At 30.6% G+C, this 25,816-nt stretch carries 16 protein-coding genes; 4 read left to right on the forward strand and 12 right to left on the reverse strand.

Annotated elements, in window-relative coordinates; genetic code table 4:
- Window positions 1–4 precede the first annotated feature (4 nt).
- The 12 genes from rplV to MCFN_RS03420 form a co-directional block, all read right to left on the reverse strand.
- Window positions 5–337: a 50S ribosomal protein L22 gene (rplV, locus tag MCFN_RS02330; RefSeq protein WP_038561958.1), complete on the reverse strand. Its 333-nt coding sequence runs from the start codon at window positions 335–337 to the stop codon at window positions 5–7.
- Complete coding sequence (rpsS, locus tag MCFN_RS02335; protein WP_038561961.1) at window positions 337–612, reverse strand: 30S ribosomal protein S19; 276 nt, start codon at window positions 610–612, stop codon at window positions 337–339. The genes rplV and rpsS overlap by 1 nt, the downstream gene beginning before the upstream one ends.
- On the reverse strand, window positions 612–1,457 hold the full coding sequence (gene rplB, locus MCFN_RS02340; RefSeq protein WP_038561963.1) for a 50S ribosomal protein L2: 846 nt from the start codon (window positions 1,455–1,457) through the stop codon (window positions 612–614). Before rplB ends, rpsS begins: the two co-directional genes overlap by 1 nt.
- A 63-nt stretch (window positions 1,458–1,520) precedes the next feature.
- Entirely contained in the window at window positions 1,521–1,958 is a 438-nt protein-coding gene (rplW, locus tag MCFN_RS02345) for a 50S ribosomal protein L23 (RefSeq protein WP_038561965.1), read from the reverse strand.
- Window positions 1,958–2,953 (reverse strand): 50S ribosomal protein L4, encoded by a 996-nt coding sequence (gene rplD, locus MCFN_RS02350; protein WP_038561967.1) that lies wholly within the window; start codon window positions 2,951–2,953, stop codon window positions 1,958–1,960. Before rplD ends, rplW begins: the two co-directional genes overlap by 1 nt.
- Window positions 2,953–3,759 carry a 50S ribosomal protein L3 gene (rplC, locus tag MCFN_RS02355; RefSeq protein ID WP_038561969.1) on the reverse strand — a complete coding sequence of 269 codons (807 nt, stop codon included), beginning with the start codon at window positions 3,757–3,759 and terminating at the stop codon, window positions 2,953–2,955. Before rplC ends, rplD begins: the two co-directional genes overlap by 1 nt.
- 52 nt (window positions 3,760–3,811) lie before the next feature.
- Window positions 3,812–4,123 (reverse strand): 30S ribosomal protein S10, encoded by a 312-nt coding sequence (gene rpsJ / locus MCFN_RS02360; RefSeq protein WP_038561971.1) that lies wholly within the window; start codon window positions 4,121–4,123, stop codon window positions 3,812–3,814.
- 416 nt (window positions 4,124–4,539) lie between these two features.
- Window positions 4,540–6,936, reverse strand: coding sequence for a hypothetical protein (locus tag MCFN_RS02365; protein WP_038561973.1), 2,397 nt, complete (start codon window positions 6,934–6,936; stop codon window positions 4,540–4,542).
- 265 nt (window positions 6,937–7,201) lie between these two features.
- Window positions 7,202–13,267, reverse strand: coding sequence for a hypothetical protein (locus MCFN_RS02370; RefSeq protein ID WP_038561975.1), 6,066 nt, complete (start codon window positions 13,265–13,267; stop codon window positions 7,202–7,204).
- The gene (locus MCFN_RS02375; protein WP_038561977.1) at window positions 13,260–18,890 is read right to left on the reverse strand and encodes a coiled-coil domain-containing protein; all 5,631 of its coding nucleotides are present in this window, start codon (window positions 18,888–18,890) and stop codon (window positions 13,260–13,262) included. Before MCFN_RS02375 ends, MCFN_RS02370 begins: the two co-directional genes overlap by 8 nt.
- Entirely contained in the window at window positions 18,838–21,984 is a 3,147-nt protein-coding gene (locus tag MCFN_RS02380; protein WP_038561980.1) for a hypothetical protein, read from the reverse strand. The genes MCFN_RS02375 and MCFN_RS02380 overlap by 53 nt, the downstream gene beginning before the upstream one ends.
- A gap of 9 nt (window positions 21,985–21,993) precedes the next feature.
- Window positions 21,994–22,512, reverse strand: coding sequence for a hypothetical protein (locus MCFN_RS03420; RefSeq protein WP_051604575.1), 519 nt, complete (start codon window positions 22,510–22,512; stop codon window positions 21,994–21,996).
- Window positions 22,513–22,755: 243 nt separating this feature from the next.
- Between MCFN_RS03420 and recA the strand changes: the two genes are divergently transcribed.
- The 4 genes from recA (at window position 22,756) to MCFN_RS03425 (ending at window position 25,770) form a co-directional block, all read left to right on the forward strand.
- Window positions 22,756–23,742: a recombinase RecA gene (gene recA / locus MCFN_RS02390; RefSeq protein ID WP_038561982.1), complete on the forward strand. Its 987-nt coding sequence runs from the start codon at window positions 22,756–22,758 to the stop codon at window positions 23,740–23,742.
- 150 nt (window positions 23,743–23,892) lie between these two features.
- Window positions 23,893–24,057, forward strand: a complete 165-nt coding sequence (locus tag MCFN_RS03550; RefSeq protein ID WP_158419988.1) for a hypothetical protein — start codon at window positions 23,893–23,895, stop codon at window positions 24,055–24,057.
- Window positions 24,058–24,253: 196 nt separating this feature from the next.
- Window positions 24,254–24,634, forward strand: a complete 381-nt coding sequence (locus tag MCFN_RS02395) for a hypothetical protein (RefSeq protein WP_038561984.1) — start codon at window positions 24,254–24,256, stop codon at window positions 24,632–24,634.
- A gap of 803 nt (window positions 24,635–25,437) precedes the next feature.
- Complete coding sequence (locus MCFN_RS03425; RefSeq protein WP_051604576.1) at window positions 25,438–25,770, forward strand: glycosyltransferase; 333 nt, start codon at window positions 25,438–25,440, stop codon at window positions 25,768–25,770.
- Window positions 25,771–25,816: the final 46 nt, after the last annotated feature.

Genomic DNA, 25,816 nt, shown 5'->3' on the forward strand with positions numbered 1-25,816 from the left:
GCTCCTATCTTTCTTCTAAAACTACTGATAAGTTTGAAGTACGTTTAAAAATTGAAAATGCTCTACCTTGTGAGTGTGGTTGAAATCTTTTTAGTGTTGGACCTTCATTAACTATAACTTCTTTAACAAATAATTTTGATGCATCCATTCCGTGGTTGTTTGTTGCATTAGCAATTGCTGAATTGATTAACTTGATGAATAATGGAGCTGCTTTTTTGTTTGTATTTTGTAAAATACCTAATGCTACACGTACGTCTTTACCTCTAAATAGAGCAGCTACTAAAGCAGCCTTGCGTACTGAAACACGTTGAATTTTAATATGTGCTTTTGCTTGCATTATTTTTTACCTTTATCAGCACCATGACCAGTGTAATTACGTGTTGGTGAGAATTCTCCCAACTTGTGTCCAACCATATCATCAGTTACATAAACATCAATAAAGCTTTTACCGTTGTGAACTTGGAATGTTAAACCAACAAAGTTAGGGAAGATTGTTGAACGTCTCGATCAAGTCTTAATTGGTTTTTTAGGCGCACCATTTTCAACAATGGCCACAACTTTTTTCATTAAGTGGTCATCAACGAATGGTCCCTTTTTCAGACTACGTGCCATTATTTAGCATCCTTTCTTCTTCTTAAAATCAATTTGTTTGAAGATTTTTTAGTTTTTCTAGTTTTCACACCAAGAGCTTTTTTACCTCATGGAGTAAGTGGTGACTTACGTCCAATTGGTTGTTTACCTTCACCACCACCATGTGGGTGATCTACTGGGTTCATTACAGAACCACGAACAGTTGGACGCACACCTTTGTGACGATTACGTCCAGCTTTACCTAAATCGACTAGTAAGTGTTCTTCATTACCTACTTCACCAATTGTTGCCCGACAACGAGCTAAAATACGACGAGTTTCTCCTGATTTTAGACGTAAAACAACATATTTACCATTGTCATCCTTACCTAAAATTTGAGCACTTGTACCAGCTGAACGAGCGATAATTCCGCCACCACCTGGTTGCATTTCAATATTGTGAACTAATGTACCTTCTGGAATTGATGATAAAGGTAATGAGTTACCTACCAAAATATCCACTTGGTCACCTGAAATAACACTTTGACCAACTTTTAATCCTTTTGGAGTTAAAATGTATCTTTTTTCACCGTCTGCGTAAGCTAATAATGAGATATTAGCTGAACGGTTTGGGTCATATTCAATTGATTTAACAATTGCAGGAATGTTGTCTTTATTACGTTTAAAGTCAACAATTCTATAAAATCTCTTAACACGTCCACCGTGATGTCTTACAGTAATTTTTCCTTGGTTATTACGACCTGAATTCTTTTTCAAAATTACTAGTAATGACTTTTCAGGAGCATGTCCTGAAAGGTTTTGGGCGTAGTCTAGAGATGACATATTACGACGACCATTTGTCGTTGGCTTATAATGTTTAATTGCCATTGTCTTTTCTCCTTGCTTAAAAATATTCGAGGCACTTGTCTTTTAAGCAGCTACTTAGTCCTCTTATTTGCTGTCTTTTTCAGCTTCTTTAGCTGTTTTTTTTGATTTTTTAGCAGCAATTTTTTCTGCTAATTTGCTTTCAACTTCTTGGTCTTGAGCTTTATTAGCTTTCACTTTCTCAGCTTTAGCTTCGGCTTTAGCTTGGTCTTGAGCTTCATTTTCGTTAGCATAGAAAACAATTTTGTCATCTTTTGCTAAAGTTACTACCGCTTTTTTATAACGGTTTGTAAAACCGTTGAAACGTCCCACTCTTTTCGCTTTCTTATCAACTTTAATAGTTTTAACATCAACCACTTTTACATCGAAAATAAATTCAACTGCATTTTTAATTTGGAATTTGTTAGCGGCTCAATCAACTTCAAATGTATATTTGTTTTGTTCTAGTAGAACTTGGGTTTTTTCGGTTAGGATTGGTCTACGAATAACTTGAGTTTTTTCCATTATTTAGCTCTCCTTTCGAAAGTTTGTAACCCTTCATTTGATAATATAACTACATCAGCTCAAATTAAAGCTTCAACAGTTACTGATGATGGTTTGATTACTGCCACGTTAACAACATTTGACAATGATCTATAAACTACATCATTACTTGAAACCACTAAAACATGTTTTACATTCGCTAAATTCATTTGTGTTAATTTAGCAACTGCATCCTTAGTTGAAATTTTGTCTAAGCTAAAATCATCAACAACGATTGCATTATCTTTCGCTAATAATGTTAAAGCACTGAAGAAAGCGGCTTTTTTAACTTTTTTGTTAACTTTTAATGTGTAATTACGTTCAACACGAGGTCCGAATGCACGTCCACCACCAACTCAAATAGGAGATCTAGTTGAACCAGCACGAGCACGTCCAGTACCTTTTTGTTTTCAAGGTTTTTTACCACCACCCCTTACTTCAGCACGTGATTTAACGGCGTGGGTTCCTTGTCTTCTTGAAGCACGTTCTGACAAAATTGTGTCAAAAATTGCTTGTTCATAAATTTTTTCTAAACCGAATACCTCAGCTGGTAGTTTGCTTGTGTCAAAATTAAATTTAGCATTTTCATCAACTTTTGCCACTTTCGCTTTTTTCTCAACAGTGGTTGTTTCGGCTTTTTTAGTAGTTGATTTTTTAGCTTTGGCTTCGCTTGAATCAACTAGTTTTTCATCATTTAAGAATTTAATTGCATCTCTATCAGCTACTGATTTAGCTTCTAAAGTTGATAATACGGTTTCAACTTTATACACTGGAATCGAACCTAAGAATTGGCCATCAATTTGGAATCAAACTCTCGATTCACCTTCTAATTTAGCTGCTGATTTTGTAAAGTATTCTAGAGCTTCTTTAAAAGTTTTGTAGTTTCTTGCTGTTTTTAAACCTTCTCTTTTAACGCTAAAAGTTAAATTTTGGTCTTTGTCAAATTTTTCTGATAAATAAAATTTATTAACAGCCATTATTTATCTCCTTCTGCGTTAGCTAAAGCAGCTTCTGCTTCAATAATCATTGGTTCTAATTCGCTTGAATGCATTCCAACTTTAACTTCAATGTTAACTTTTTTAGCTCTTTCAATTAAATCGTTCATTTTTAGAACTTCATCGACATCCACTAACACAACAGGTTTGTGAGATGGTAATCCTTTAACAGCTTCTTTAATGATTACTAATGATTTTTTAGGTCCTGGAATTGAACCTTTAACTAATAATAAGTTGTTGATTGTATCAACTTTAACAACTTCTAAGTTTTGAACAGTAGTTTGTACGGCACCTAGATGTCCTGGCATTGTCATCCCTTTAAACACCTTGTTCCCTGAGATGTCTCCTAGCGAACCGGTTTGTCTTACAGGTTGTGAACCACCACCACCACCGTGGCTTTTTGGACCAATGTGTTGGTTTCATCTTTTAATTGTTCCGGCAAAACCTTTACCTTTTGAAATACCAGTAACATCAACTAATTGTCCTGATACAAAGATATTAGCTTTAACTTCTTGTCCTAATTCATAGCCTTCCATGCCACGAATTTCTTTAATGTAGCGCTTAGGTGTTGTGTTTGCTTGTTTAAATTGACCAGCTAATGGTTTATTTACACGACTTTGTTTAGCTTCTTCAACCGCTAACTGAGTTGCTGTATAACCGTTTTTATCAGCTGTTAAAACTTTTGTTACAACATTTGGCTTAACTTCAATTACTGTAACCGGTACTGAAATACCATCTTCAGTAAAAATTTGAGTCATACCAACTTTACGTCCTAAGATTCCTTTCATATTTTCCTCCACGCTAGTTTTTTAGCGACCATTGCTTCATTTGAAGTTGGATTTATTTACTTTGTTTAATTTCGCTAATTTGTACTCCAGCTGGAAATTCAAAACGACGAATTTGGTCTAGAGTTTTAGCATCTGCATTAATTAGAGTAACAATTCTTTGGTGTACTCTAGCTTCGAATTGTTCACGTGATGTTTTATTGATGTGAACTGATCTAAGGATAGTAACTACGTGTCTTCTAGTTGGCACAGCTACAGGTCCTGAGAACTTAACATTGTTTTTTTGTGCAATCTCAACGATTTTTTTTGCAGCAAAATCAAGTTGTTCATGTTCGAAAGCTTTTAATTTGATATTAATTTTGCTCATTTGTTGTCTCCTTTGTTCATCTAGCGAACATACTCCACACAAATTTCTTAAGCGGTCCTCAACAACAAATGGCCACTTAACAACCTCATGTTTCATCGTATAGTTGCTTTTATATTCTACAATAAAAATAAAATTATCAAAATAAAATTTGTAAATATTTTAGTGCAGTACGAACCGCCAAAAAGAGTTGTAGCAAAAAGTCATTTTTTACCAAAAATTTGAGCTAAAAAATAACTTTTTCATTACGGTTGTAAAGCGCTTTATTTACTCCAATTAATTACGCTCATCCTAAATTAATTTAATTTTCATGCCTAATTTATATTGATACACCAATAAGAGTTGTTGTAATTTATTGCTGTTATTATAAATAAAATACGCGCGCTCGCACGTATTTTATAATAACTATTTTGCTTAAATTAAGATTCTTTAATGTCTTCAAATTTAAAGATTTCAATACCCGAGTTAAACACAGCTGCCATATCGGTACCATTTAGAGTTTGTTGTGTTTGTGGTTGGGATTCGCTATTTGTTTTAATATATTCACCAGCAGAACGAGGGTTTTTAACTCAGAATTTGCCTGTAATCTCTTTACCTAAGTAGCCGTTGCCGTGTTTTTTTCGATTTAAATCTGTACCTGCAGTTGCATATTTTTCTTTAATTTGACTCACTTTTGAAGCGTCTCATTCACTCTCGTGAATTGCTAAATATTTAGCGAATTGATCACCTGTTCAGATGTATGTGGTTTTGTTACCATTATTCACATCATTTTGAATAACTTTATCACCTTCAACCTTAAATATTCCATCTGCTTGTAAACTTTTATGTTTTGCTAAATGATAAGAGTCATAATGCGAAATATACATTGAAATATCTTTTTTATCCTGATCATAATCAAAACTAAATTTAATAGTATTAATTAATGCTGACGGCATTGCCTTACTATCGTCAATCAAGCCGTTTTCTGCGTGAATTGAATTTTTGTTTTCTCTTCAGTTTTGCTTACCAACAATTAAGTTTGATGGCACTATAATTTTTGCTGTTATTGTTTTATTATCAGCTGATAAACTCACATATTGTTTGCTATTAAACGAGTTTATTGAACTAGATTGTTGATAAATATGAAATTCAGGGAAAATAAATTTGATGTTAGATTTTTCAAGATTTAGTTCTGATTTTTCATTTAATGAACCAGATTGATTATTATTTACTCCTGCTTTAACCAAGTCATAAATTTTATTTTCGCCATGGCTAATCAAGATTGATTTACCATTTTCGATTCCGAATGCTTTCGAAATTTTTTGGACAACTTTTTCAATAACTTTATCTTTTTCTGTTACATCTCAACCAAGATCGCCAACGTTCCCAATCACTTGTTTAGCATTATAGCCGTGTTCATTTTTATCACCATAGAAAATATGTCTTGATTTGTTTGCTAAACCTAGTGATTTAGCATTCGTTAAAGTGATTGTGTATTCTTTTTCATCGTCAAAACCTTTCAAATCATCAGCAAAAATATTCAAATTATCAGGTTTGTATTCATATTTAACTTTAATTTTTACATTTTGATTGGTTTCATTTTTAGAATCTTCTGTGAATCATTCGTTTGTTGAAGTATGTTTAACTAAATATACTTTTACATAAACTGGGTTGAATTTAGCTGAATTATCAATAGTTGTATTGCCAAATTTATTAAACATTTGCAATAAGCGATCATTGTAAGTGATTTCAAGTGTATTACCAGTGGCTTGATCCGTAATTGCTTTTAATTCTTTTTTAAATTCAGAAGGTAAAACAGTATTTTTTACCTCAGGAGTTTCTGTGTTTAGAATTGCTTTAAATGCTGATTTAACTCCATCAGTACTCATAATATTTTTGAAATCATATAATTTTGCAAAAATATCATTTTCTACTGAATTAATAAAGGAATCTGAAATAAAGTTGTCAGCTTTAGTTTTAGTAATTTTTTGTTCTTCAGATTTTAATTCATCTCTTTTTGGATTGTAAATTGCATCAATGGTTCTTCGACCATCAGCACGATGTTCTTCTTTGAACACATAATTCATTATTTCATCAGTTGTATCACGAACTCTTAAAAATTCAGTAGTTTTTTCTTTTAATTTACTGAAGAATGAATCTATTTCTTCAATTAATTTTTTCGAATTTAATAAGTGTTTTTGAATTTCATTGACATTTTGGTCAGTTAAACTTAATGAGCTTATATCTTTATTTGCGTTGTATTCAGAACTTACACGATCATAAATTCCTTTAATATCACTGAAACCGACTTCTTCAAGTTTGCTTTTAGCAGGGTTTGAGGCTTGTGGTTGAGAGCTGGTAATTATATCTTTTGAACTCACATAATCAATAAATTTCTTAACTTTTCCACTATCACCTAAAATCAATTCAATATCGCCTTTAGCGCTTGTTTTAAACGTGCTTATTTTTTCTTTTGCTTCAGCAACTAATTCTAAGTTTCTATTTAGATATTCTGTTACAAAGTTGTGAGTTGTTTCAAGTTCAGCGAATTTTTTAAGGGCATCATCCTGATAGTTTTTTTGAATTGAGTATTCTTTTAATGAAGTTAGTAATGTCTTAATTTCATTATATTTATTTGATGTTGTGGTTGTTCAAATATCCTTAACATTAATTGATTCAACTAAACTGTTAGCTGCATTGTACTGAGAATTTATTGCTTTATGCTGAATTTCATAAATGGATTTTATAGCCTTGGTATTAGCTGCAATTGCCTTGGCAATAGCAGAGTCTAGACGTTTAATCTCAACAATTGCATTTGTATAGTCAATTGTTGGCATATCAGTTAGAGCTGTAATTGCGTTTTGCTCAAAATCATTACCAACTGCTGAGTTTAATTCTGGATGTTTCAGTGCTACTACCTTAAGTTCATGTGCTTTAGCTCTAACACCTTTAATTGAATTTACTTTTTCATCAATGATTGCTCTAACTTTTAAACGTGTATTTTTAATTATTTCTTTTTTATTTTCAATTGAAGCTTTTGATCTATTTTGAATTCCAGTTTTCGATTCATCAACATATTTAGTTAAATCATCGTAAAGTGCTTTAACAGCACTTGAAGATACATTCTCACCTTCTTACTCTAACATTTGTTTCTAAGACGTCCTTAGCTTTAGATAAAGTATCAGATAGTTCTTCTGATAATTTTAGTAAATATGGTACTGATTGCTCAGTTTCACCCTCAATATATTTATTTAAAATATTTTTAAACTGAGTAGCGTCAGTGTTTTCATCTAACTTGATTGCGTTTAATTCAGTAGTAAATCTCTGTAAAATTTCAGTTAAAGCTATCTTTTCCTCAGCAAATATTGTGTCATTGTCATCAACTTTTTGCTTTATTTCAGTTCATTCTTGGAAAACATTTACTCTGGCTTTATGTAAATCTAAAGTCTTAATTGTTTTATCTATATCAGCAATTCGCTGAGTAATTTCGGCTTTAGTTGGAACTTCCTTAACTAATAATTTTTCAGCCTCTGCCAGTGCATTTGATAGCTCAGTTTGTTTCTGTGCAATTTCAGTATTTAGCGGAATTAAAGCTGCATTAAATTGAATAATTTCACTTACCTTAGCACCCAATTCAACTTGTTTTGGCAAAATTTGTTTAACTAAGGCGACTTCATCTTGAACTTGTTGCAATTGTTCAATAGTGTCGGCATTGCGTTTCTGTGTTTTTAACTGAGTGATTTTTGTGTCCAATAACTGTTTTAGCTGAGGATAGTGTCCTGCTTGCTCATATGAAGATTCTTCTTTAATCGAATCAATTAGTTCACGAGTTTCAACACGTTTTGTTCTAATCGCCTCCTGAGTAGTTAAGGCATCGGTTAAAGCACGAGTTTTAGAATTAATTGTATCAACATCTGAGGTAGTTGCTGTCAATTCTACCAGTATTTTTCACATATTTGACGTTAATTGTTCTTCGTCTTTTAGTGTTGAAGAATATTTTGAATCTGCATCGCGTTGCGCTTTTCAAGCAGCGATTTTATCAGCTACCTCTTTTTGTTTTTCAAGGTGTTTTTTAGCCGCTTCAACTTTTAAGCTTGCTTGTTCAATTTTAGCTCTTTGAGCTTCAACACTTTGATTTAATTGATCATATGCAGCTTCATTAACGATTTTTTGCAATCATTCATTCACTGTTTTAATGTTTGAATTACCTTGAATTCCTTTAACCTCACTATAGTTAGTGTTTTTATTGATTTCTTCAACGTTTTTTAGTAATTCTTCAAGTTTTTTAACATCTTTAACCAGTGCTTTAGCTTGGTCAAGTTCTTTAATTCGTTTAGCGAAAGCGTCTTTTAAGTTTTGCTCACCGTGTCCAACCTTAGCTAATAGACCATAATCTTCACGTGCTTTTGTAATTAAAGTTGATAAGTATTTCTCGGCATAAGACTGAGTAAGTTCAGTATTCGCTCTTTCTAAATCATCTTTTTGCGCTTCAACAGAAGCAATTTGTAAACCTAAAGCGTCAATATAAGGTTGAATTTTATCAACAGTTTCAATGTGTGCTTTAACATTTCTTAATTGCTCAAGACTTGTTGCTTTTTTGTTATCTTCGATAAGTTTCGCTAATGCTTTGTTGGCTAGCTCAGGCATTAATTTATCAACGCTATTTTCACTAATTGGGGTTTTGTCTTGAAGATTTAAACTTTCTAATAATTCATTAGCCGCTTTTCTTTTGGTGTTTTTACCATCTGAAAGTTCTGGTTTAGCAACGAAATCTTTAAATCCTTCTTGCATTTTTTCACTGTGAATTCTGTTTTCAGATCTAATTGCCGCTTCAGCTTTGATTTCTTCTCATTTTCTGTTGATTTCAGCAGTTTTTTTCTGAATATCAGTCACTGAATAGGGCTGAGTTGGGTGATAAGCAGATTCAAGAAGCAATTTTAATTGTGGTAGAGCTTTGTCTTTAGTTGGTTCATCACTCTCTTCAAGCTCTTTAATAAATTTAACAATGTCAGCTTGCGTTTTGTTATAAGCTTTCATTTCTCTTGATATATTGATAAATTCTTCAACCTTAGATTCGTCAAGTGGTTTTTTAACTAAATCTTCTGCATAGTTATTAAATGCAGTTACCACATCTTTAACTTTTGCTTTATCTGCATGGTCTAATGTATCAATTTCTTGTGAAACAAAAGACTTAAATTCTTCTTTTTTATGAATTGCAAGGTCTTTAAAGTATGCCTCTTTTAGAGCTTGCTCTTTTTCTTTTAGTGATTTAGTTGTTGAATTAGGACGAGAAGCAATCTCCTCTTCATATTTGGCCAATGCTGCTTCATAATTAGTGAAATGAATCGGGAATGAATCTTTATTTTGTTCTTTTAAAATATTAATTCTGCTTCCTAGTTCATTTTTAGTTTGTTCGCTTTTTTGTTTAGCATCTTCGTAATCTTTGTCAATTTGTGCTTTTTCTTGCTCTAATTTGGCAATTTGAGCTTTTAATTCTTTTTCTTGACGTTCTATTTCTTCTGGCGAATATGTGCTTGGATCACTATTTAGAATATTACGATATTTAGTTTCTAAGGCGTCTAATTTAGTTTTTAAACCACCATAAATTTTTCAATCATTTTGTTCAGCAGGTAATATTTTGTGCAAGTTATTAACTAAAGTTTTGCGTAACTCGTGTTTTTGTTCGGTGACTGCAATTGCATTATTAACTTTCGCTACCTTAGCAGCGATTATTTCTGGAGTATCTATTGGATCAGTTTCAACATTTGGTAAGTTTTGGGCAATAATTTTAGCCAAAACATCTGTATCCTGTTTAGCTTCAGATTCGGGTAGTAATGAGTTTTGAGCAATTTTAGCTTTTGCTTTAATTGCTTCAGTTAAGCTATGAACTAATTTAACTTCATTAGACATTAATTCTTGCGAATCTTTTGCATCGGTAGTTGAATCAATGTTTTGCTTACTTTTTGCGTAACTAATTAACCTATCAATCGAATCTTTTAACACTTCTCCTGATTCGGGATCTTGAGGAATTTGTGTTTTTAAGGTTTCAAAGTTATTATTAGCGGCTAAAATTTTATCTTTAGCATAGGCTAATTCAAGCGCTGCGTTCGAATCTTTTACTTGTCTAATTAATTGGTCGATTAAAGCGGCTGTTGGTGTTTTTTCATTTAGGCTAATTGTAGATAAAATTGTTTGAATATCATCTTTTAAATTTTGAGCTGCCGCAATGGCTGTAGGAACATTTGTTCCGCCCTCATTTGATTTGCTGTATTCATTTTCCTTAGTTTTATAGGCATCAAAAACTGTTTCGAGTTCTTTAACCTTGTCAATAACATCTCGTAGTGCATTGATTTTTTCGTGCAAAATCAATTTTTCTTCCTTAGTTAAATTTTGATCTTGTGCTTGATTGTATAGATCTTTTCAACGAGCACGAATATTAGCTTCACCCGGACTCATTTTAGTTTCATCCTTAGGTTCAAACACTGAGTCGATTTTATCTTTTAGCTTATTTAACTTAACATTCAGTGAGCCGTCTTTACGCATTTGCACAACCTTGTGCAACAACTCATCTGATTGTTTCGTCAGTTTATCAATTTCAGCAAAATCAACATTTGGTGAAGTTAATTTTTGAGATAATTGTGCTTCAATTTCGTCAATTTGAGCAAATTCAACTGCAAAACTATCTGGGTCATCATGTTGTGCAATAATATCAGCTTTTGCTTTTCTTAACTCGTCCAAAATATCACTTGCCTTTGCCCCTGAAATGGCAATTTGTTGATTTTGACTTGCTAAATTAGTTGTTTTTTTATTAGCTTTATTGAACTTGTCATATTCAAAAATTTCTTCTAATTGTTTTTTATCTCATTGTGAATTGTCTAATGAAACAAAATTTGTAATAGCATCATTTATTTTGGTATTTAAATTGCTATATTGTGCAAAATCAGCTTCTAGATTTTCTAAATAAGCTTGCTCAACTTTTGAATATTGAGCAGGGTTTAATTGAGTTGAATTAAACGCTGTTTGCGCATATTGTTTAGCTTCTAATAATTTAACTAGATTTTTGTTTTGGGTATTTGCACGTTCTAAAGCATTAACAAGGAATAAATACTTGTTAATTTGGGTTTGTAAATCTTCTGATGTAATTGGATTGAATTTAGAAGACGTAATAACATTTGATTGTGCATTAATTTGTGTGGCTAATTGAACTAAATTATGAGTATTTATTGCATTTTTTGTGTATTTTTGTGCAGTTTTTGTATCAAATTTAGTTGCAATTAAGTTGTCTAGATTTTTAAGGCTAACTATGTCCAAATGAGTTTGTTTTTGTAAGTGTAAAAGCTGAATTTTTTGAATTGAACGTAATTGTTCACGAAGAGCATATTTTGTATTAACAATTTTATTTGAATCTAATTCAGTTTTAACTACCAAATCACGAACTTGGTTAATAAGGTCAGTTCCTAATTGCACTGCCTGATTACTAATATATTTAGCTCTAATTTGGTCATTAGTTACGTTTCAGTCTAAAACATTATTTTTAACGCTATTAACAATTTCTTTAAATTCGCTACGTGTATCAATTAGCGATTCGATTGCATTAATTTTTGTTTCAATTAATTCAAGAGCCTTAACCACATCAAGTTGAGAATTTGCAATCTCTCTTATTTCTTTTTTGAACTGAGCTACTTCATCTTTGTTAATTATTTCAGTTTCTGAGGTTGCTAAAAGATCTAGTTTGTTTGTATTTAATGCTAATTTTTGCTCAGACACATAAATTTGATTGATTAAATTACGGTACTTGGTTATGCCCTTAATTAAGTCAGTTTTTGAGTAATTGTCGGCATTTGCTGATAGAACTTTTACATAAGCATTATCTGTCGAAAGTGATTTGAATAACTTATCAAGATGTGTAAAACTATTTGCAAATGAGTTGACAAATGACTTGAATTCATTAACGATAACTGGAATAGATGATGTTGATGAATCGATCATTTTTTTTGCAGTTTTTAAATTGTTTAAAGCATTGTCTAAATCAGCTTCGCTAACTGATGAGTCTAATAATTGAGATGTATGTTGTAAATAATGATGAGCAAGTGAAAGGTAATTATTTACTGAATTTAGTTCTAAAATCTCAATAAACTCTTTTTTACTTAATTTTTGGGAATTTTCAATCGATTCTAAAATAGTTTTGATGATAGCATAGTTAAATTCTATATTAGCATCAACATTTAATTTTGTTTTTAGATCCAGAAGTTGATTTTGTATATCTAAACTTAGCGGATAAATATGATTGGTATAGTTAATAATATTTTGTGCTACGTTAACAACATTAGCGTTAACTAAGGACTTCATTTTATCCATATTGTTCGCAAATTTTTCTCGGATAACATCAAATTTAGTACTCTTAGCATCACTTAAAATGTGCTCAACAACACGCTTATTGCGAGCTAAGTCATTTATTCTGAATGAAGGCTCAAATATAGAGTCCTCAATTTGATGAATGTTTTGCACAGCCTTAGCTTTTAAAGCTTTTGTCGGTAAAAGTCTTTCAAGCTGTAAAACATTATCATCTAAGGAGTTTTTGTATTGCATTAGTTGTTGCGAAACCAACTTAAATTGAGTATCTAAAGCAAAATCCAATGCTTGTTTATAATCGTTGAATCACTTAGTTTGTTGTTGTTTTGATAGTGATGAAAAATTATATAGCGAAAGTTTTAAGTTACTTAATTCAAGCGAGTTAAATTGTGCTTTAAGATCAAGTTCTTGAATACGTTTTGTTTGACCTTCTAATAATTGGCGTAAAATCAACACTGATTTAGCATTAAGAGTATCATTGTCAATTTGAGACTGTGCTCATTGATAAATAATATCTTTTTGTTTTTGACCCATTTGCTGAATTAAAACATATTTTTGCAAAGCACTTAATTCAACTGAGTGCAACTGAACCTCTAATGTGTCAGAAAGATATTTTAATTGCTTGATATCATCACCAGAAGAAAGAATATTATCTAAATTTTTAATAAAAGGTTCATTAAAATCTCTATATCTTAGTATAGCTTTATTAGTGATTTCTTCAAATCTATTACTAATTATAGATAGAGTTCCACCAATAGCTGCGGCTCCACCTAAAATAGAAATTGCACCTATTGCAAATCCTTTAGCTTTACTCATTGCTTTCTCCTTCTTTATTTTCTGGATAAATTCTTACTGATAACTCATATTTGTCAATAATATTGAACATTTTTTGTCCACTTCAAGAATCAATTTTTTCTTTAGAGTTGTTTCTATAAACATTGGGTTTATCAGTTGGTTTATTTAACTTATCTGTATATATTTTTGCAAAATTTTCAGCAAATACGGTTGCTTTTATATTATTTAATTCTTTCTCATCACTAGTTACTGATTTGTATTTATTTATTTCTGAATTAACTACGCTTTGAAGTTTATTAGGGTTATCTCCCCCAGGAATGAATAAATATCAATGTGTTTTATTTCTTTGACCATTAGGGACAATATTTTTAAATGCGAATCCGTCTCAACTATTTCATTGAGTTTCAATATAGTTTTCATAGTATAGGTGAATTACCCCATACTGAGTTCCATCTTCTGAGACAACAGGTATTGTAATGAAGAAAGGAATAAAAGATTTGAAGTTATTGGTTTCATTTGTTAAATCAGAACCTGTTTGATATCAAAACATAAATTGTTTTCCTGCAAATTTAGCAGGTTTTCATTTTTTACCTTTAGCTTGTAATAATTTATTATTTAATTTTATTTTATATTTAACTTTTTCACCAGATGTTGATCAATCGTAGTTACTTTGGGTCTTAATCGCATTATATAACTCAGGCGACACATCTTTAAAATTAGATGTTATTTGTTTATGTTTTTCAATTTTGTTGTCGATAGCGTCGTTTCACTTATCATCTTCAAAAGAAACATCTTCACGTAAAATTTGCAATCCTTTTTCTTTCATGTAAGTAGCATTATTTGCAAAAATAGTTAATAAATTGATTCCAAATGTTTTACTACTTCAACCAGCTTTTGATGCTTCGAAAATTGCTTTATTTCTACGGTATTCATCATTATTTGTACTGTTATTTGAAACCATATCAGATTTAATAATGTTGAATTTTTTCAGTGTATTAAAGGTAATTCAGATATCTTTGAATTCGATTTCAAATGTATCAACGAATTTAAAGAAATTGCTTGGCACATTCATAGGTTTGGTGTACTTAATTTTTAGATTAATTTTTGTTTTCTTAATTGATGTGTCTGCTTGGAGAAATTCTGGAGTTCAATCAGAATTCGCTGAATCCCTAGTTAAATAAACTTTTACATTGTCCGTATTAAAGTAATTATCGTTTCCTTTAAGAATATTGAATTTTTCAAATAAATCAAGTATTGATGATTCACTGGTAATATCTAATTCAGTTTTATTATTAGATCTATCTAGAGCTTTTACTGCATCTCTAAAATCTTCAAATAATAAATCTCTTGTTTTATCGCCATCTTGTTTTTTAGAGAGAGGCTTAATATCTCTCATTTTTTTAGAATTTTCTAATGTTAGAACATTGAAGAATAATGACTTGTTCGGCTTTTCATTTATTCATTTAATTAAACTAATACCTGGGTTGTATACTCCTTGTAAAGCTGATAATTTTAGTTCAAAATTGCTGTTTTTATTCTGTAAAACAGCATCGGTTGCTATTTTATTTGAGTTTTTTAATGAATCGTATTGTGCGTTATACACTGAGATTAAACTGTCAAATACCTTGTTGTTTGCGTTATTTTCTCTATGATTATTAGATGCAATTAGTTGAAGCATTTCAGTCAAGTCTAATTTAGTAATTAAATTATTATAAACTCCTTGAAGACTGCTTTCATCAGTCTCGTTTTGACCATAGATAAGTTTGTCTAATTCACCAATTGCTTCTAGCATTTTTTGAGTGTCGGCTTTATAACTTGCGAAAACACGCTCATACCCTTGAGTTTGCGAAGAATCGCTACCAACATTTTTAAAGTTGTCTAATTTTCCAGAAGGCGTGAATGAGGTTTCTTTGTGTTCAACGGCTGTAATAGCAGTTTTAACTTTATCAATTTGTTGTTTTAGTTGTTGATTGATATTATCTTGACCAGAATTTTTTTTGCTTGCTTCTTCAATTTTTTTATAAAGTGTGTCATTGCTATCATTTAATTCAGCATTAAACGCATCCAAATCTTTTTCGACTTGTTTTAAACTTGAACTAGAAATTGAATTCAATGATTTATAATCTGCAATCAACTTATTGAATTGATTGTTTATTGCACGAGATTGAGCTTCATAAAGTTTTTGGTCATAATTTTTGGCAACTAGACCTTCAGCATCTTGCAAGTCTTTTTCGTATTCATCAAAAAACTTATCTAAACCTAAATAATTTCTAAGAGTTTCAGGAGCATTATTTATAGAAGGTACGGTAACAGAATTTAAATAATCAATATATTTTTTAAAGATTGTATTGAATGCTTTAAGTCTATCGCTGCTATATGTGAATACTTTTTCTTTTTGAGATTCGATTTTTTTGTTGACATCTACTAAAAACTCGTTTGAAGTTTTTATTTTCTGTCAACCATCAAATTGTTGCTTAGCTTCCGTTGTAATATCAAGCGATTCAAAACCATTATTTCAAACACCGTTTTCATTTTGGAAGTTCTCTTTTATATAAGTTTTTATATTGTTAATTTCAACAAGAGCACTATTTAATTCACGAGTTTTCTGAGCCTTCAATTTAGAAATAACTCCATATGAATCATTGCTTATTTTATCTATGACGTTTTGACGTTTACCTTCAAGAGAATAATCTGTTGCATGAGTTACGTTTGTTAATAAATCCTTAGCCTCAGCAAATAATTTTTTTAATTCATTGTACAATTCAATCATTTCGGATGATTCATTAGAAGAATTTAGATAAGCATCATCAGTAGGAATGAATTTTTCAGCTTCTTTAATAGTTTTACTCAACTCATCTGAACTTTTAATTAGAGTGGCAAAACTTAATTGAGAACCTTCAATATATTCTTTTTTAAGAGTTTCAACTTTACCAGTACTAATTGATGTATTTTTACTAATTTCATCAGCAAATAAAGTTAGTCGTTTTTCTAATATTTTTTTAGCTGGTTCGTCTAGACTAGAATCTTTCAACTCAGATTCTTTTTCCGAGTGCAATCTGAAAACATCAATTTTAGCAGTATTTGCTTCAATATCATTAATATCTTTTTGTAATAAAGTATTGTTTTTTTGGCGATAGTAATAATTATCGGCTGTTGTTGTAGCAGATTTTTTATTAATTTTTTCAACCATCGCATCAGTGCCATTAATTGTTTCTAACAAGTAGGTTGATTTGTGACTTTCTTTGCTTGCTTCTTCTTTTTTCTTAGTGGTTTCAGCAACTACTTTTGCTAACTTCATATAAGTAGGTCTTAAAGCAACTGTTGTATCAAAAGTTTTTCATTTAGCAGTAATTTCACTCGCTTTATCAATTGGTTGAACTTTGCTGATGTCAGCAACCGCTTCCTTAAAGTAAATTACCATATCCTTATCAAGTTCAGAATATGTTTTGTCGTTTTCATCTGTTTTCGCATCATCAAGCGCTTTTTTATCCTTGGTAAATACTTCTTGAATGTGTTCAAAAGCAGCTTTTCTAGCTTCATAAAGAATTTTGGCTTGTGATGAATCTTTTTCTAATTGGTTGTGCAACTTAGATAATTGGTCATCTAATTCAGTGGCAACGAATACTTGATTTTTTACTTCGGGAACCGATTTTAAAACAATATCGCCAATGTTTTTAACATCTATTTCGTAGCCGTAATTTTGACTTTCAAATTCAAAAGTTCCTAACGTATCGTATTTAGCAAGTTTTTCTTTTTGTAATTTAACAAGCTCTTTAGTTTTTTCAACTGTATTGCCTAATAATTGAATGCTAATGTCGTCAGTATTACCCACCATTCCAGTCGCAAATTCAACTAATTTATTGAAAAATGCATTGATTTGTTGTTTTTTAGATTCCGGGGTCATAGCAGTATCATGACCTTGTTTGTATTCAATAGCGTCAATTAATGCTTTAAGTTCTTTAAACTTAGCATTTGCGATTTCAAATTTGTCAAGTTTTGCTAAAACAGTATCAATTTCTTTTTCGGCTGAGGCAAATTTAGTAAAGTCTTTAAAATCAGCTTTTGCTGTGTCGATTTTTTGTTGCAGAGTTTCTTTAATCATAGAAAGAGCTTCTCTTAAAGGTGCTTCGGAAGCTGATTTTTGTTTAGTTTGAGCTTGATCAATCTTAGAAGCGTATTCAACGATACGGTCAATGTTATTTCTAACTTTCTTAGTTTTACTTTCAACTGCATGAACTTTTTTCTTGTCTTCATGTAAGTTGCTTGTTTGATTAATGTTATTGATCTCAGTTTGGTATGAGTTTAGTAACTCATCAATTTGAGTTTTAACTTCAGGAACGCTAAAACTTACGGTTGCGATTTTAGAATCAAATGCATTTTTAGTGTCTTCAACAAGTTTAGAAACATCTTTTTTAACTTCTTCCAGTGTGGAAAAACTATCTAGGGTGTCTTCTAGATTTTGGGTTAGGTTTTGAATTGATTCTAATGTTGGATTGTTTGCAGTCGCTTGACCAGAAGTGCCTAAAATTTTAGCTTCTTTAAATTGAGTAGCTAGCTCTTTATATTTGTCAGTATCAGTTTTAACTTTTTCAATAATTTTATCTTGGGTCGTAATTAAATCGCTTAAAGCATCCAGTTTAGCAACGTGTTTGATGATGTTAGCCGTATCATAAATTTGGTTACTGTTTTGTGTGTCTTGGTTCATTGCTTCAACAGCTTCACGCAATTGTTCAACAACGCTTTTACCGTTTGCACCAGCACCATTCACTGCAGGGTTAGAATTGATTTTAGCTTCTAAATCTTTAATTTTGGCATCGATTTCTTTTTTCTTGCTGAAGAATTTATCTTTTTGGTAAGCTAAATCCAATTTGTTTTTAACAGCTTGAATTTTTTCAGAAGTTAATTGGTCAAATGCACTTGGTGAATTGTCAGTCTTAGTTTTTGATTTTAAAGCTTCAAATTCAGCTTTTAATTTACCAATTTCACTGTTTGCATCGTGAGTTATGCCTAAGGTATCTTCCTTAGATTCATAAGAGTTAATTAAATCGTCAAGACTTTTAATTTCGTTGTCCAATCTTTGACTGATACGTAATTTTTCCTCATTGTGACGCTCAATGGCTCTTTCCATTGCTTCGGTAGCATTTTCAATTTGAACTTTGCTTGATTTAGGGTCGTCAATAATTTTTTGGAAATTATCAATTTCTTTTTGAATTTGGTCATCTATTTGAGCAAAAATTGCACGTGGCGTGTTGTCACCATCTTCTTTAAATTGATTTGTTTTAACTTCTTGTAATTTGCTTAATTTTTCTTTAGCCTCTTTACTTACTGCTACTTTGTCTATAGCCTGTTTTAAAGCAAATAACTTAGTATTAATTTGACCAGTCGATTCTTCGGAATCGCCTGATAATACTGCTCGATTAACTAAAATTGCATCAGTTAAGTTTTTATACAGCTCAGGAAAGGCGTTTTTATCAATGCCATCAAGTTCTTTAGCGGCTTGATTTAAGGTTGCTAATAAGTCTTGATGTGCCTCAAGTGTCGTTGCCGTATTGTGAACTCTATTTTTAAGTTGTAATTCTTTAGTTTGTAAATTAGAGTTTAATTCATTTATCTCTTTTTTCCAAGTTGCTAATTGCCTGTGCATTTTGTTTAATTTGTTCTGAATCAGTTAAATCTAAACGAGCACGATAAAGATCTTGGAGTTGTTTACTTTTATCATCAATTACTTTTTGGTCGTTTTCAATCTCTTTTTGTAAATTAGTTGCAAAATCCTCAGCGTCTGCTTTTGCTTTTTTAATTAAATCAAAATCGGATACAAGTTGAGCAAAAGGTTCTTGATCAAGTTGGCTTGATTTTAAATCGTTAGCTTTTAGTTCGCTTTGGGCTAAAATTGCAAATTCTTTGGTTAAGTCAACTTTTGATTCTTCGATTGCTAAAAGCTTACGTGAATTAGCTAAATCACGTAGCAATGATTCAATATATCCCTTGTTGTGAACTGCTGGATCAAATAGATTTTGGCTTAAATTATCGATTGCATCAATTTTGCTCTGAATTTGTTCGTTAATTTTTTGTAATTCTTTAATTTTTTCTAAGGTTTGTTGTTTTAATTCACCTTCAGGTAATTCATTAGCTTCGGTAACTAATTTAGCTAAGTGTTTTTTAGCATCATTTAAATCATTTTCTAAATATTTTTTCTCAGAATCTAAGTATGATAAAGGTTTGATACTTTGGTGTAAAATGAACATTTTGTTTTTAATTTTGTCATTTTCCAATTGTTTTTGGGTCTCGGTTTTATCACTTTCACGATTAGCTTTGGCTTCATTAGCTAAATCTTCAATAGCTTTATTTAATTTTTGTTCCATTAAAGACTCTTGCCCATTAATACGTTTAGGAGCAAAAGTATCCTTAATTTGTTTTTTAATTGCCGCTGCTGTCGAACCGCTACCAGCCTTAGTGATTTTATTACCCAAATCAGCTAACGCTTCTTTTAATTTGTTGTTAATACCAACTAAATCAACATCTGCATCACCTGGATTTTTTAAAGCTTCTTGAGCTTGCTTTTTCAAATCCATGATTTCCTTCATTTCCTTAGCAAAATAAGTTATGGCAATATCATCATTTTCATTGGCATCTAAAATGTTTGTTGCTTCTTTAATTGAATCATCTAGGTCTTTAGCAAAAGCAATTTTTGATTTAAAAATTTCTTGTCAAGTTTTAACTTGTTGTAGTTGTGCTTGTTTTTGTTCAAGATTTAAATTATTGTCTTGTTCAATCAATTTAGCTTGCGAAGCATAGTGACGTACTTGGTCAATTAAGTTCTGTTTCGCATCTTTATCGCTAAGGTCCTTGTAAGTTTGCTCAATAATTTGTTCTAAATCAGAGCTTGAAGATTGAATTGAATTAGTGCTGTTAGCTAAAATAGCTTTTTCACGAATTGAAAAAGCGTGATAAATAGCGTGGTCTGATGCAGTTTGCACAGATGGAGTTTGAGCTGAAAGTTCTAGTCTTGAAGCTGTTGAGTAAGGTTGCGAGTAATCATGGAAAATGGTTTTTAGCAAGTTATATTGTTTTTGCAATTGTGGCGAAGCAGAAATAGTGTCCTTAGCAAATTCTGTTTCTAACGATTTAAATAGCGCATTTAGAATAACTTTATCATTGTGGCGTACTTGGTTAGCTACGCTTGCAAACTGATCAGCTACAACATTTAAATCAGATTGCGCTAAAATTTTGGCACTTAATTTATTTAAGTCATTAGCTTGTTTAGTAAATTCTGAATCAGGGGTTAAATTTAAAATTTTTGAATTATTAGCACTTGTTTCAAATTGCTTTTGTAAAATTTCAACCTCTGATGCGAAAAATTCCTTGATTTGTTTGCTGGCTAAAATTTGAGCATCGATTGCACTTAAGTCTTGCACAAAAGCAAAGAAATCACTGTATTTGATTGCATTTAATTTTGCGATTGCGTTTTGGTTATCTTGAGCTAAATTTAAACTTGTTGCCAACAATTGTGAAGCAATTTTAAGCAAGTTGAACTCACGCATAAAATCAGAGTTAAATTCATAAATTTTTTCTCATTTACCGTCTTTAATGAATTGCTGTATCTTAGATGTTAAAGTTTGTAAAGGTTGTTGTAATTGTTTTTGGATAAATTGTTGTTGAGATTGAGCTTGTTTTAAAATATCTTCTAAATTGGCTTTAGCTTGGTTAGTATTTGTTCAATATTGAGCATTGCGTTCTCAAAATACACTTAGATATTTATCAATAATCTGAGCTAGAGTCTGTTTTTGGTCACTTAGTTGCGTTTGTAAAAGTCCTTTATTTAAACGGACAAATTCTTCAATTGAATCTAATTCGGCTAGTAGTTTAGTTTTAACTGCATCTTCAAGTTGCATTGAAGCAACATTATCCTTGGCACTAACTAGTTTTTGATAAATTGGCTTAACATAATCATCATTGTTCGCTGTTTCCAATGCGTACAATTTGTCAAGGGCTGAATCAATAAGTTTTTCTAAAACAAGCGCTTGATCACGTGTAGGAATTAGGCGTTCAATTTGTTTTATCACAAAATCAACAATCGCTTTGGTTGTTTGAACTTGATTGCGAATGTGTAAGTTATCTTGGCGAGTTTTTAAATTAAGCTCAAAAACATTGATTTTTGTCTCTAAACTTAATAATGCCATGCTATTTTGTAAGGCTAATTTCTCAATTTGTTCTAATGTCGCGCCAAAATCTAAATCCGTTTTTTTAGCTAAATCCAATTGATGGCGTTTTAAGTCCTCGAATGTTACTAAACTGTCAAAGTGCTTAAAGATTTGTGTGAAATGGTGAGAATTAATTGCTAATTGTTTATTAGCTCCAACTGAATTATAACCCATTGAATTTAGTGTGTTGGCTTTTGCAACTAAAACTCTAATTTTGTTTCTTTGTTCAATAATGCTCAAAATTACTGAACGAGTGTCATCAGTTGTTTTAAATGTATTCTTAGCTAAAAGTTGCTTGCCTAATTTAACTTCTTTAATTAAGTTTTCTTTAAAATCCGCTTTGTGATTGCTATTTAAAACTTGTTGAGCTTGCTCAATAGCTTGTTTAAGCTGACGATGTGCTGTTGTATCCATTTTGTACTCAACTAAATCGTTGTTTGAGTACAAAAAAGGAATAGTTAATGCTAGAGCGGCAGCGGGCAGAGTTGTCCCTAATAAAGAAGCTAAAATAATTTTATTTCTACGAGTTTTTTCCACGATATCCTCCTATTTATTTCATCAATTAAATAATCCATGATTTCTTTGTTGAACTGTTCAAATCCAACCGTCTTGAAGACTTCCGTTATGGTAAGCAAAATCAACAATCAATACTATCCCAAAAACAATTACAGCTAAAATGAAAATAAAAGCAATAATCATAAATGCTAAAGCAATCTTTGAACCCGATTTTGGTTTAGCATAGATTTTTTTAGGCTCAACTTGCGTTTGCGTTGCAATTGGCTCAACCTCGATATCATCAGGTTTATAGGTTTCAATAATTGGCTTAACATCATCAACTGCTGATTGAAACGGTTTAACTTGTGTAATTGACTTTTTAACTATTGCTTCATCAACTGTTTCCGATTGAATTTGAGGTTTAGTTTGGTTTTGAATATTAATTTGCTGAGGTTGTGAAGATTTAGATTTTGCCTTAATCTTCATAACTTTTGCTTGTGATTTGACTTTAGTCATCTTAGATTTGAACTTAGATTTTTTTAATTTATATTTCTCTAAAAGTTCGTCCATATTTTAAATATAACTCCTAATACATATGTAAATATTAATATTTAAATTATAGCGAAAATGTTGATTTACGTGCAAAAATGCTGTAAAAACACTCAATTTGCCAAAATAAGAATAAAATTAAGTTATATCTGTAGGTATAAAAAATTAAAGAAAAATTTTAGCCTAAATGTGCAAAAAATGCAAATAAAGTTTATTTTGAGGTAAAATTTAAATTTTTTGAATACATATTAGCGAAAGGAAGAAATGGACAAAAACAAATTAGATCAAAACGTTCAAAAAGCCATTGCTGATATTACAAAGAAGTTTGGTGAGGAAGCGATTGCCTTTTTTGACCGTGAAAATTTAAGTCAAAATATTAAAACTATACCGTCTGGATCTTATTTACTTGACGATGCATTAGGTATTGGAGGTTATCCTGAAGGTAGAATAATTGAAATATTCGGACCTGAAAGTGGAGGAAAAACTACCCTTTGCCTCCACGCAATTGCCCAAGTACAAAAACGTGGCGGTGTTGCGGCGTTTATTGATGCTGAGCATGCAATTGACCCAAATTATGCAGTAAATTTAGGTATTGACCTAGATAAATTGATTATTTCCCAACCAGATAGTGGTGAACAGGCAATGGACATTGTTGATATGTTAGCAAAAAGTGGAGTTATTGATTTGATCGTAGTAGATTCAGTTGCTGCACTTGTGCCAGAAGCAGAACTTAACGGAGAAATGAGTGATAATCAAATTGGTCTTCAAGCTCGCTTAATGTCAAAATCACTGAGAAAAATCACTGCAACACTGAATAAAACACACACAACAGTTATTTTTGTCAATCAAATTAGGGAAAAAATTGGTGTTATGTTCGGCAATCCTGAAACAACAACTGGTGGACGGGCATTGAAATTTTATTCATCAATAAGGTTAGAAGTTCGGCGTGTTTCATCAATTGCCGAAGGAAAAGAAATTGTTGGCAATGACATTAAGATAAAAGTAGTTAAAAATAAATTAGCTCCTCCTTTTAAATCATTCCAAACCGAAATTATTTTTGGGCAAGGAATTGACGCTCTTGGAGAATTAATTGAATTAGCGTGTGTAAAAGGGGTTATTGAGAAAAAAGGTTCTTGATATGCTTATAATGGTGAAAATCTGTGTCAGGGCAAAAAAGCCCTTAAAGACTTTTTACGTCAAAATGAAGAATTTAAAAATGAGATTGAAAACAAAATAAATTCTATAGAATAAGCCAAATACCTTGGCTTTTTCATTCTATTTAAAAATTGAAATTGGATATTAACGCACTGAATTTCAATATTGTTGATGCCCAATACGAAGTTTAGCTAAATAAAATTGACAGAATTTATAAAAGAATTAAAAGAATATATTATTTTATAAATGAAAGACTATGAGAATAAAAATAAATTAAATCTAGGTCAAGTATGAACACCTAAATTTATAGTCCAAAAATATAAAAATTTAATTAAATCATATGATGCAGAATTTGAACACAATTTCAACAATAAACTATTAAACAATAAAAAAGATAAATTGAAAAAATAAAAGAAGTTGTAGATAAATATATTACAACCTTTAACTAATTACATATAAATATACAAGAAACGATGAGGGTATTAAAGCAGGATATAATAAATGATCTGAAAAAACACTAAAAATAGCGACATATTTGAGTAATGAGCGTATCAAGAATCTATCTATATATTTAAATCAAATTAGCAACGATACCCATCTGGCATTTATGGAAACAAAAAAACTCATTTTTAAAAAGGAAATAATTAATTTAATCGGAAATGGAAAATGGATAATGCCAGATACAGCGCCAGCATGAAATAAATTTGTCGAAACATCAATCAAGCACTCATATTTAGAAAACCCAAGAAACAGGAAAAACCCCAATTTAGTCCTAGATGATAAATATTATAGATCTAAATATTACAATTTTAATGTTAACTTTCACTATGATTTAAGTGAAGAAACTGACGTTACAAACAACGAATCTAAATACAATTATTATGATTATTGAGCAAAAGGTATCGCCTTTAACAGCGGAGACAATAATAATTTAAGATTTATCCTTTTAAAAGGGCTTCAAAAGCAAAAGAACATGGTTTGTTATTAGAGCGTTGCCAGATAAATCAAAATATTATAGCGACAACCTCGGTGGATGAGTTCATGAAAACAATAATGAACAATGAAAATGGGTTGTTGAAAATGATTTAGAATTTGTAAATAATTAAAATTAAATAAAAAACAAAATTTTAATATATTATTCGTAATTTAAATTATTCATTCCGGTGTATATAAAATGCGTAATTACAAATAAATACAAAGTATTACTTTTATTACCTATAGACATCACCAATTAAATAGAAATAAAGCGTAAACATCACGTAAAAACTGAGTAAAGACTTTTTGAAAGTTACCATTTAAGTATAAAAATAAAAACATGTCTTAAAGAGCAAAATATTTCCTTCTTTTCCAGTTTTAAACATTAAAAATAACGAATACCACTATTTTATGGGATTTCGTTATTTTTAATTACAATTTTCACATTTTCACCCTAGTGGCAAAAACTCTAAATTTTGCTACTATGTAAAAATAAATTCAATTGAATAAACTAAACATTTCGGCTTTTTCAATTGAATTTAGGAAATTAAACTAGATAGCAAGGAATTTTATAAATTCCATAAATACTAATAAATAACATAAGTACATAGGGTATCTTTGCTAACTTTACTATTTTTTAAACTTTGATATTATTTTTTAGTTTTTATAAAAGATTGCGCTTTACTTTAAGAATTTAAAATTTATAAATCAAACATCACACTATTAGATAATGATATAATATCTTACTAACTAATGAAAACAAACTTTTATTAACATATAAATATTATTTAACTATGATTTTTTTGAGGCGGTTTTATGTTAAATTTTTTATGGTATTTTAATTTAATACTTGGGATTTCTTTATTTGTCTTTTCAATTCCACAATTCTTATATTTTATAGTTGGGTTTTTTCTTCATATTTTTAAAAGAAAAAAAGTAGTTTATGAATGCAAAAACCATAAATTTGCAATACTAATCCCTGCAAGAAATGAAGAAATTGTTATTAAAAACTTGATTGACTCACTAAATAAACAAAATTATCCAAGAGAATTATTTGAAATATTTGTAATTGCTGATAATTGTACAGATAAAACAAAAAATGTATCTTTGGAAGCAAAAGCTAATGTTATCGAAAGATTTAATACATAGTTAATTGGTAAGAGTTATGCATTAGATTATGCAATTAAAAAGATAT

The organism is Mycoplasmopsis californica, assembly GCF_000695835.1.
Taxonomy (GTDB): Bacteria; Bacillota_I; Bacilli_A; order Mycoplasmatales; family Metamycoplasmataceae; genus Mycoplasmopsis; species Mycoplasmopsis californica.